Source organism: Mailhella massiliensis (assembly GCF_020741395.1).
In the GTDB taxonomy this organism is placed as follows: domain Bacteria; phylum Desulfobacterota; class Desulfovibrionia; order Desulfovibrionales; family Desulfovibrionaceae; genus Mailhella; species Mailhella massiliensis_A.
Genome location: NZ_DYZA01000179.1, coordinates 1 through 9,575 on the forward strand (window position 1 = coordinate 1; position 9,575 = coordinate 9,575).

9 protein-coding genes and 1 pseudogene are annotated in these 9,575 nt (G+C 60.7%); 7 read left to right on the forward strand and 3 right to left on the reverse strand.

What is annotated here, in order from left to right:
- Window positions 1-174: pseudogene (locus K8W16_RS08865) on the reverse strand ((4Fe-4S)-binding protein); the annotation flags it as partial.
- A 9-nt stretch (window positions 175-183) separates the two neighbouring features.
- Window positions 184-864, reverse strand: coding sequence for a DUF134 domain-containing protein (locus K8W16_RS08870; RefSeq protein WP_304122788.1), 681 nt, complete (start codon window positions 862-864; stop codon window positions 184-186).
- A 396-nt stretch (window positions 865-1,260) separates the two neighbouring features.
- Between K8W16_RS08870 and larB the strand changes: the two genes are divergently transcribed.
- Genes larB through K8W16_RS08890 form a run of 4 tightly spaced genes read left to right on the forward strand, consistent with a single transcriptional unit; the run spans window position 1,261 to window position 4,670 of the window.
- The gene (gene larB, locus K8W16_RS08875; RefSeq protein WP_304122789.1) at window positions 1,261-1,914 is read left to right on the forward strand and encodes a nickel pincer cofactor biosynthesis protein LarB; all 654 of its coding nucleotides are present in this window, start codon (window positions 1,261-1,263) and stop codon (window positions 1,912-1,914) included.
- On the forward strand, window positions 1,911-2,705 hold the full coding sequence (locus K8W16_RS08880) for a LarC family nickel insertion protein (protein WP_304122790.1): 795 nt from the start codon (window positions 1,911-1,913) through the stop codon (window positions 2,703-2,705). The genes larB and K8W16_RS08880 overlap by 4 nt, the downstream gene beginning before the upstream one ends.
- 10 nt (window positions 2,706-2,715) lie before the next feature.
- Entirely contained in the window at window positions 2,716-3,531 is an 816-nt protein-coding gene (locus K8W16_RS08885) for a tRNA(Ile)-lysidine synthetase (protein ID WP_304122791.1), read from the forward strand.
- 32 nt (window positions 3,532-3,563) lie between these two features.
- Complete coding sequence (locus K8W16_RS08890; protein ID WP_304122792.1) at window positions 3,564-4,670, forward strand: DUF362 domain-containing protein; 1,107 nt, start codon at window positions 3,564-3,566, stop codon at window positions 4,668-4,670.
- A 210-nt stretch (window positions 4,671-4,880) separates the two neighbouring features.
- Here the strand turns inward: K8W16_RS08890 and K8W16_RS08895 are convergent, their stop codons facing one another.
- Window positions 4,881-5,774 carry a LysR family transcriptional regulator gene (locus tag K8W16_RS08895; protein ID WP_304122793.1) on the reverse strand — a complete coding sequence of 298 codons (894 nt, stop codon included), beginning with the start codon at window positions 5,772-5,774 and terminating at the stop codon, window positions 4,881-4,883.
- A 304-nt stretch (window positions 5,775-6,078) separates the two neighbouring features.
- Between K8W16_RS08895 and K8W16_RS08900 the strand changes: the two genes are divergently transcribed.
- From K8W16_RS08900 to K8W16_RS08910, 3 genes are all read left to right on the forward strand, one after another.
- A complete protein-coding gene (locus K8W16_RS08900) occupies window positions 6,079-7,116 on the forward strand; it encodes an alpha/beta hydrolase (protein WP_304122794.1) in 1,038 nt (345 codons plus the stop codon).
- 567 nt (window positions 7,117-7,683) lie between these two features.
- Window positions 7,684-8,883, forward strand: coding sequence for an MFS transporter (locus K8W16_RS08905; protein WP_304122795.1), 1,200 nt, complete (start codon window positions 7,684-7,686; stop codon window positions 8,881-8,883).
- 227 nt (window positions 8,884-9,110) lie between these two features.
- Window positions 9,111-9,518, forward strand: coding sequence for a cupin domain-containing protein (locus tag K8W16_RS08910; protein ID WP_304122796.1), 408 nt, complete (start codon window positions 9,111-9,113; stop codon window positions 9,516-9,518).
- Window positions 9,519-9,575: the final 57 nt, after the last annotated feature.

Here is a 9,575-nt window from a genome sequence, read left to right on the forward strand (position 1 = left end):
GGTGAGCAGGGAAGTCCGGCTTTCTTCAAGCGTCGGATGAAGAAAAAGGTGCAGGTTGGGGGCCTCGGCGTCCGTGTCCACGGCGACAAGGGGCGTATCCCACACCCGCGCCAGAGAAGCCGTAACGCTGGTCTTGCCCGCGCCGCCCTTGCCGCTGGCAATGGCGATTTTCATAAGCATCCCCTACTTGTTGGAAGCTTCCGCAAAGGGAAGTTCCCCGCGCGCAAAACGCTCCACAGCTTCCCGCACGGTAATGCCCTCCACATCCTGGCAGATTTTAATGCCCGCGGCGGTAAGCGCATCGAAGGCCTTGGGGCCCACATAACCGCTGAGCACCACTTCCACCCCGGCGCGCGCCATGCGTTCCGCAGTTTCTATACCCGCGCCCATGGCCATCATCTGCGACGCTCCGTTGTCGATGTACTCCACCTTCATGTCCGGCAGATCCACCACCACAAAGCCGCCGGCACGCCCGAAACGGGGGTCGACATAATCGTCAAGGGTGGGGCCTTCACTGGAAACGGCTATTTTCTGCATTGTTATCTCCTTGCAAGAAGTACGGGAACAGTGCTGGGAAAGGGCGTAACTGCCCCCCTCTATGCGCAGCGCAAGGCCCCGGCAGAGGGCCGTGGCCACAGTGCGCCGCGCGGAAGAAAGCGTGCGCCCGAAAATGAAGCGCGACACGCGCATCCTTTCTGCGGCCTCAATGGCGGTAAGCCCCTCCATGTCGGCAAGGCGCAGGGCTTCCAGCTCATCTACGCTCAAGGTGGCCTCTTCCAGCTCCCGCATGGGTATGCCCCGGGGCTTGAAATAGGTCACGCAAGGCGCGCTGCTCACATAACGGCAATGTTTCGGGCGGGGCATCCTTTCTCCCTGGCGTGATCCTCACGCATCACATCTCTGTTGTTTTGCACAAATGAGCATAATACACAAAAACGCCCTGTCAAGCTCGGCAAACATATTTTTTCCCGCAGGGGCCTTGCTTCCTCCGGCATGTCCTTTTGCCGCCGCTCCCAGCAGGCACTCCGGGCAAAGGGCGTTTGACTTGCCTGAGCTCCTTTGCCGCGCTCTCCGGCAGGGAAGCCCTATCTTCACTCTTGCCGGAGAGCGTACAGAAAGACGCGACAAAAGCAGGATCAGGCAAGAAAAAGAAAGAATCGTGACTGTTCCCCCTTCCCTATTCCTTCATAATTGCGGCGGGAGTGCCGCAACTTGCGAAAACTGTTCAGGAACGCTATGTCCTTTCCAAAAGGAAACATCATGGATCACGGTATTCTTTTCGATCATGCCCGCACCGCGCGTATCGGCCTGCCGGAAGCAGTGTTCTGCGAAGGCAAGCCCGTGGAAGCCGTGCGCGAGCTTCTGGAACAGTTCGGCAGAGGTTCAGGCCGCCCCATCCTGTTCACAAGGCTTGCCGAAAGCATTTTCGCCCAGATACCCGCCGCCGTGCAGGAGCGCTATGATTACCATCCGCTTTCCCGCACGGCTTTCGGCGAGACGCTTCCCGCCCGGAGCCGGGGGCGGGTGGCCATTGTCTCCGCCGGCACGGCGGACGGCGCCGTGACATGGGAAGCTGCGCGCACCCTGGAATACCTCGGCATTGGACACAAGGTTTTTGAAGACTGCGGTGTGGCAGGACTGTGGAGACTCACCGAAAGAATTGAGGAAATCAACCGCTTTCAGGCTGTCATTGTAGTGGCAGGGCTGGATGCGGCCCTTGCCAGCGTACTCGGAGGGCTGACCCCCCTGCCCGTTTTCGGCGTGCCCACCTCCGTGGGCTACGGCGTCGCCCGGGGCGGGCACGCCGCGCTCTCCAGCATGCTTTCAAGCTGCGCCCCCGGCATCGCCATCATGAACATCGACAACGGCTACGGCGCGGCATGCGCCGCGGCGCGCGTGGTAAACAACCTATGAGCAGCGAACATCACGAACATTCCCACCATCACCATAACGACGCCCCCTCCGGCCCCGTGCTGACCATACGTGCCCATTCCGGCCTTTCCGGCGATATTTTCCTCGCAGGGCTTCTGTGCATGACGGGCCTGGATAAAAAAGAAATGGACGAAAGGCTCGCCGCCGTCATGCCCGAACTCAAAGGTGCCGTGCACCTGATGCGCCGGGAAGTAAACCATATCGGAGGGATGCACGCGCAGGTCGACCTGCCCCGGCAGCACGAGCACCGCACCCTTGCCGACGTGCTTTCCGTTATCGCCGCAAACGGCATGGCCGAAGAGGCCAAAAAGCTCGCCGCAAAAACCTTCACCATCCTTGCCCGGGCCGAAGCAGCCGTGCACGGCAAAACTCCGGAGGAAGTACATTTCCACGAAGTGGGCGCGCTGGACAGTATCCTCGATATCTGTATGAGCTGTGAACTGTTCTGCCTGCTTGCCCCCTCGCGCTTCGTGGTCAGCCCGCTGCCCATGGCCGACGGCTTCGTACGCTGCGCCCACGGCGTCATCCCCGTGCCTGCCCCGGCAGTGCTGGAGCTCATGGACGGCATACCGGTACGCCCCTTCCCCGGGCAGGGGGAAACCGTCACCCCCACGGCCATGGCACTTTTGAAGGCGCTCCCCACAGAGTTCGGCCCCTGGCCCTCCATGCGGGTGGAAAAAAAGGCCCTGGTCTACGGCACGCATGTCTTTGAAGATGCGCCGAACGGGGTGCTTTTCGCATGCGGAAGCCCGGACGCCGACCAGTCTTTTTGAGGAGAAGGCCATGTATCCTGCTTCTCTTGCCGGGTTGCGGCAGGTGCTTTCCGACGCGGCGGAAGGCGGATGCTTTGCCCTCGCCTATTCCGGCGGGTTGGACAGCCGTTTCCTTGCCCATGCCGCAGGGCTTTTCGGCCTGAAGCCCCTGCTTCTGCACGTCACCGGGCCCCATGTACCGCCGGAAGAAACGGATTTCGCCCGCGCGTGGGCGGAAAAGAACGCCCTCCCCTTCCGGGAAGCAGCGGTGGATCCTCTGAGCCTTCCCCTTGTGGCGGCGGGCTCGCGCGAGCGCTGCTACGCATGCAAGAAGAAACTCTTCACCTGCCTTCTCGCGGAAACGTCCCTGCCCCTTTGCGACGGCACCAACGCTTCCGATACCTCGGCCTATCGCCCGGGGATCCGGGCCGTGCGGGAACTCGGCGTCCTCTCTCCTCTAGCCCTTGCCGGTTTCGGCAAAAAGGAGATACACTTCTTTGCGGAGGCAACCGGCATGGAACAGCCCCTGCAGAAGGCGCGTCCATGCCTGCTCACGCGCCTGCCCTACGGCGCTAAGCCTACCGGAAAAATGCTGGCCGCCATAGCTTCCGGGGAAAAGGCAGCCCGCGTTTCCCTTGCCTCGGCAGGCCTGCCCGAAGCCGATCTGCGCCTGCGCCTTATCGCACCGGAAAGGCTTGAACTTCACCTCATCGACTCCGACATGGAAAAGCTGAGCGCACCTTCACGGGAAGAACTCGTCCGGAACATCCATGCCGCCATGCCCGGATACCCGCGCCCCGTCCTGTCGGCGCAGGCGTCGCTTTCCGGCTTTTTCGACAGGACATGACAACCGCCCCATACCGTACCAGGAGAAAACTTATGGCAGCATCAAAAGTCTATTTCACCGACATGCGTTGCAAGGTGGGTACCAGCCTTCTGGAGAAACTGGACAAGCTCATGCTTGCCGCAGGCATGGAACGCATGGACTTTGAGAACAAATTCGTGGCGATCAAAATGCATTTCGGAGAGCCGGGGAACCTTTCCTTCCTGCGCCCCAACTTTGCCCGCGCCGTGGCCGACCGCGTGAAGGCTCTCGGCGGCAAGCCATTCCTCACCGACTGCAACACCCTCTATGTGGGCCGGCGCAAGGATGCCCTTGAACACCTCGCCGCTGCCAATGAAAACGGCTTCTCGCCGCTCAGCACCGGCTGCCAGATCATCATCGCCGACGGGCTGAAGGGGACGGACGACGTGGAAGTACCCGTGCATGGGGGCATCATCCTCAAAAGCGCCTTTATCGGCCGCGCCGTCATGGATGCCGATATATTCATTTCCCTCACTCATTTCAAGGGACATGAGCTCACCGGCTTCGGCGGCGCTATCAAGAACATCGGCATGGGCTGCGGCAGCCGCGCCGGGAAAATGGCCATGCACTGCAACGGCAAGCCCACGGTGGATGAGGAAAAGTGCCGCGGCTGCCGTACCTGTACCCGCTACTGTGCTCAGCAGGCCATTACCGTGACGGAACACAAGGCGCATATCGACCATGAAAAGTGTGTAGGCTGCGGCCGATGCATCGGCGTATGCAACTTCAACGCCATTGCCAACGATATCGACGCCAGCAACAACGACGTCAACTGCCGCATGGCCGAGTATGCCAAAGCGGTTGTGGACGGCCGCCCCCACTTCCACATCAGCATCGTCAACCAGGTCTCCCCCTGCTGCGACTGTCACGGAGAAAACGACGCCGCCGTTGTACCGGATATCGGCATGTTCGCCAGTTTCGACCCTGTGGCTCTTGACAAGGCCTGCATCGACGCGGTGAACGCCGCCCCGGCCATAGCCACCAGCGTGCTCAGTCAATGCGACCATGCCGGACACGACCATTTCACCAGCATTCATCCCGCCACGGACTGGCGCGGCCAGATCCGCCATGCCGAAGCCGTCGGCCTGGGCAGCGGGGAATACGAACTCATCACCCTGTAAGCCATACGCTTTGCCGGGCCGCATTCTTCAGGGATGCGGCCCTTTTCATCCCGCTTCCCCATTCGCCGATCTTCTTTTCACAGGAATATCCCCGTGAAAAGCGTAAGCCGAGACGCAGACGCCGAGAAAACTCTTTTTTCCCACGGAAGCCGCAGAGTCGAGGCGATAATGCTTTCCTGCAAAGCGCACGACAAAAAACGCCTTCCTCTTTCAGGCTCCTCTTTCCGCCTCGCATTCCTTCATCAGCGCCTCCAGAAAGCGTTCCGCCGCCCGGGAAAACATCTGATATTTCTTCCATGCTACAACAAGCCCCACCTCAAGGCGAGGCTCCAGCGGACGGAAGCATAATGCTCCCCCGGCCTCGCAGTGCACGATGCCGTCCAGGCACAGGGCGCAGCCCATGCCCTCCTCCACCATGACCGAAGCGTTGTAGAGAAGGTTATAAGTCCCCAGCACGTTCAGAGAGTCAAACCTTTCCCCCATCCAGGCGGCGATCTCATTGGCCACAAGGTGCTGACGTGAGCAGAAAAGGGGAAGAGCTGCCACGTCCGAAGGGCCCAGAGCCGCTTTTCCGGCAAGGGGGTGGTCGCTTCTCATAAGCACGCCCCACACGTCCTTCATGGGCAGGCGCACATATTCATAGCGGGAGAGGTCGGCCGGCCCCACGAATACGCCGAAGTCCACCAGCCCTTCATCCAGTTTTTCCATGACCTCGGCGGCGTTGCCGCTGAACAGATGATAGGCAATATGCGGGTGCGCGGAAAAAAGGCGGCGGGCGGCCCCGGCAATAAGCCGCATGGCCTGCGTTTCTCCTCCGCCTATGTGAACGTCCCCGCTCACTTCCTCCTCCGCTACGCGGAACTCTTCCACCGTCCTGTCGGCAAGGGCCACGATTTCCTGTGCCCTCTTACGCAGGAACATGCCGTCCTCCGTGAGCGTCATCCTCCGCCCGCCGCGCAGAAAAAGCTTTTTGCCGAGTTCCTCTTCCAGATCCATGATCTGGCGGGAAAGCGTAGGCTGCGTAACATGCAGAAGTTCCGCCGCCTTCGATATGTTCTCCTCCCCGGCCACAGCCAGAAAATAGCGCAGTACCCGAAGTTCCATGACTCTCCTTTCCGTCTCCGTCGATCCCGGTCTGTTTTCCTTCCCCCGGATAAGGACAATCCCGGAAAAGTATGTCCCGTCCCTCATTCAGCGTTTCTGGTTCCGTGCCTCACGCTCAGCCCGCAAAGAAAAACACCGAACCCCCTGTCGCGTATTCCCATAAACGTCTCTTCGCCAGAATAGCGGCCTTTTTCATGCCCGTAAAGCATGGTTTTTCATTCAATATAAGTATTGGCTATGGAAAAAATTTTCCCTTATAACACATGCAGAGCCGCCTTCAGGCCTGCGGTTCCCAGGAGCATTTATGAAACATATAGCCTCAGCGTTTCTTTCCGCCTTTCTGGCCTTTTCCTCCCTGCCCGCGTGGGCGGAACATTCTCCCTTCCCCGTGCCGGATACCGTGAGCCCGGAACTCAGAGCCATGATCGAAAAGGGGATTCCCTCCGGCTGGGACAGGCCCCCCCAGAGCCTTGAAGATTGGAAGGCCTGGGCCTCCGCCATGGCCGAAAAGCAGTGCGCCGCCCTGCCCGCCCTTCGCGAAAAGCTGGGCGTGACCTCCAGATCTGCCGTCATGGGCGGCGTGCCGGTCTTCATCATAGAACCGAAGGATACGGCCGACGACGGACGCATCCTCCTGCACCTGCACGGCGGCGGTTATGTGCTGGGCCGGGGCGAGGCAGGCACGCAGGAAGCCGTGCTCATGGCGGGACTCGGCAGGTTCAGAATCATTTCCGTGGATTACCGCATGGCCCCTGACTACCCCTACCCCGCCGCCATGGATGATGCCATGGCCGTGTACCGTGAGCTTCTCACCAGGGCGCCTGCGGAGCGCATCGGCGTTTTCGGCACGTCCACGGGCGGGGCCATGACGCTTATCCTCGCTCTTCGTGCCAAGGCCGAAAATCTGCCCCTTCCCGCCGCTCTCGGAGCGGGAACCCCGTGGACGGAACTTAGCAAAACGGGCGACAGCTACTTCACCCACGAAGGGCTGGACAACGTGCTTGTGGGCTATGGCGGCTGGCTGGCCGGAGCGGCCCGGCTCTACAGCGCGGGGCACAGCATGGAAGACCCTTTCCTTTCCCCCATGTACGGTGATGTTCGGGGGTTGCCGCCCACCATGCTCACTTCCGGCACGCGGGACCTCTTCCTCAGCAACACCGTGCGTATGCACCTGAAGCTGCGTGAAGCGGGCGTGCCCGCCGACCTCATCGTTTTTGAAGGGCTCTCCCATGCACAGTACCACATGGATGAAGATATGCCGGAAGCCCGCTTCCACTTCCGCGAACTCAGCCGTTTCTTCCGCACGCATCTGAAAGAGGCCCGTCCCGAAGAGCGCAACTAGCTTTCCCTTTTCCCATTCCGCCCTTACGGCGCATCCCTCCCCGGACTTTCCCGGAAAGCCCGCTTCAGGATATGTTTCGCCCTGTCGAGCCCGGAAGAGACCTTCTCGCTCACCCGCAACAGCAAGGAGGCACCATGCCGAGGTCCCTCGTCAACGCTTTGCCGACCGGCCTTCTTTTCAATCCGGCTCTTCCCGAACCAGCTCGGGATACCCCCCTCCCGTCGATGCCGCCCGCATCTGTCGGTGCGACACCCCGAATATGAACAATAGGAAGCTGATCAACTTCTCCCCTTCAACAATATCGGCTCCTTTCCCCGCGACCCTGCTCTTCATTGCGGAAGAAAGGTGCAGGCCATGGAATGCAGGAAGAAAGCCCGCAGGCAGCGTACCCGGGGAACTTTTTCTCATCTAAGAAGTGTAGCATGGGCAATTCATGACCATGTGAGCATCATCCCCTTTGCGGACGTACCGAATTCTTCAAGTAAAGCTTGAAATAAATAGCGGGGCCGTTCTCCCGCTCTTCACATCCCTATGTGCAACACTTTCCAACCGCAGGTTGAATCCGCCATGGAAGCTTCCCCCATCACCCCTCCCCTTGCCAGAGCCCGCTGGTCCGCCGTCTTTTCCTTGTTCCTGGGCGTGACATGCCTTATTTCCGCCGAATTCACACCCGTGAGCCTGCTCACTCCCCTTTCCCTGGGCCTCGGCATTTCCGAAGGCATGGCCGGCCAGAGCGTCACCGCCGTGGGCGCCCTCGCCGTGCTCACCAGTCTGCTGCTCGCCCCCCTCACCCCGCATACCGACAGGCGGCGCATACTCCTTATCCTTTCCGCCCTGCTCATCGCCTCCAATCTTCTGGTGGCCTCGGCCCGCAGCTATGCCGCACTCATGCTGGGGCGCGCGCTGCTCGGCGTCTGCGTGGGCGGCTTCTGGTCTCTGGCCTCCGCCGTAACCATACAGCTTGTCCCGCAAAAGGATATCCCCCGCGCCCTGAGCATCCTTTATTCCGGTGTATCCGTGGCCACCATCCTTTCTCTTCCTCTGGCCAGCCTGCTGGAAGCGTATTTCGGCTGGCGCAACGTATTCCTGTTCTCGACGCTTCCCGGCATCCTCTCCCTCCTCTGGCAGTATGCCGCCCTTCCCTCCATTCCGCCGCGCCCCGGCAACGACTTTCGCGCCATGTTCTCCCTGTTGAAGGTGAAATGGGTACTGGCAGGTATGACTGCCACCATCTTCAGCTATGGGGGGTATCACGCTCTCTTCACTTATCTGCGTCCCTGCCTGGAACACAACCTCCAGCTGGATCCGGTCGGGCTTTCCTCCATGCTTCTGGCCTACGGTACGGCCAATACCCTCGGTACGCTGTGCGCAGGGGTGATTCTGAACAGGCATTTTCGCCTCACCATGCTCGGCGTGCACGGCTCACTCACGGCGGCAGCCCTGTTCCTGTTCCTCTTCCCCGGACATACGGCCGCATGCCTCGGGCTTCTCCTCTTCTGGGGTTTTGCCTTCGGCCTCATCTGCGTGGGCTGGACGGCATGGATAGCCCTCACCCTGGCCGACAAGGCGGAAATCGCCGGAGGGCTTTCCGTGGCGGCCATTCAGTTCTCCATAGGCCTGGCGGCAGCCGTGGGCGGCCGCATCTACGACAGCTCGGGCATGCCGGGCATCTTCACCCTGTCGGCGGCAATTCTTGCCTCGGCCGCGCTCCTTGCCCTGGCAAGCTTCGCGCTCCATGCAAAAAGTACCGGCAGAAGCCTGCATTAAAAACAGTTCGGGAACCATGCCTCCGCCACACCCATCCGGCCCCGCTCTCCGTGACGCGTTCTGCATCATCCCGAGAGCATCGTGCAAGAAATCGAGAGAAGAGGCTCTGTTTTTCCCCCATGTCCGGCGTTATCTTTTCCCTATGCCGGACGCACGGAAGACGCCGCCCCGCGGCCTTCCGCAACGCATCTTCGACGCGCCCTCAAAAGCCTGACCAAGGAGCAGTCATGGACACCATCACCGATCTTTTTCCCAGAGGAGAGGCCAATACCGCCTATGCCGCATACTTCACCGGCAACAGCTGGCTCAGCATGCTTTCCACGGAAGGCGTCGTCATCGGCAACGTGACCTTTGAACCCGGTTGCCGCAATCACTGGCACATCCATCACGCATCAAAAAACGGCGGACAGATACTTCTCTGCACCGCCGGGCGCGGCTGGTACCAGGAATGGGGCAGCCCTGCCCGGGAACTTTTTCCGGGCGACGTCGTCATCATTCCCGCCGGGGTGAAGCACTGGCACGGAGCAGCGAAAGACAGCTGGTTCGCCCATGTGGCCGTGGAAGTGCCGGGAGAAAACAGCCGCAATGAATGGCTGGAACCCGTGGAAGAGGACGATTACGCGGCCCTTGCCTGAACCGGAATGCACTTCGGCCCGGGCTTCTTTCTCCTGAGCGCCTGCGTGGGCGAAACG

Bases quoted from the DNA above. Each gene is read 5' to 3' on its own strand.
- K8W16_RS08870 (WP_304122788.1), bottom strand. From the start codon at position 864: ATGCCCCGCCCGAAACATTGCCGTTATGTGAGCAGCGCGCCTTGCGTG.
- larB (WP_304122789.1), top strand. From the start codon at position 1,261: ATGGATCACGGTATTCTTTTCGATCATGCCCGCACCGCGCGTATCGGC.
- K8W16_RS08880 (WP_304122790.1), top strand. From the start codon at position 1,911: ATGAGCAGCGAACATCACGAACATTCCCACCATCACCATAACGACGCC.
- K8W16_RS08885 (WP_304122791.1), top strand. From the start codon at position 2,716: ATGTATCCTGCTTCTCTTGCCGGGTTGCGGCAGGTGCTTTCCGACGCG.
- K8W16_RS08890 (WP_304122792.1), top strand. From the start codon at position 3,564: ATGGCAGCATCAAAAGTCTATTTCACCGACATGCGTTGCAAGGTGGGT.
- K8W16_RS08895 (WP_304122793.1), bottom strand. From the start codon at position 5,774: ATGGAACTTCGGGTACTGCGCTATTTTCTGGCTGTGGCCGGGGAGGAG.
- K8W16_RS08900 (WP_304122794.1), top strand. From the start codon at position 6,079: ATGAAACATATAGCCTCAGCGTTTCTTTCCGCCTTTCTGGCCTTTTCC.
- K8W16_RS08905 (WP_304122795.1), top strand. From the start codon at position 7,684: ATGGAAGCTTCCCCCATCACCCCTCCCCTTGCCAGAGCCCGCTGGTCC.
- K8W16_RS08910 (WP_304122796.1), top strand. From the start codon at position 9,111: ATGGACACCATCACCGATCTTTTTCCCAGAGGAGAGGCCAATACCGCC.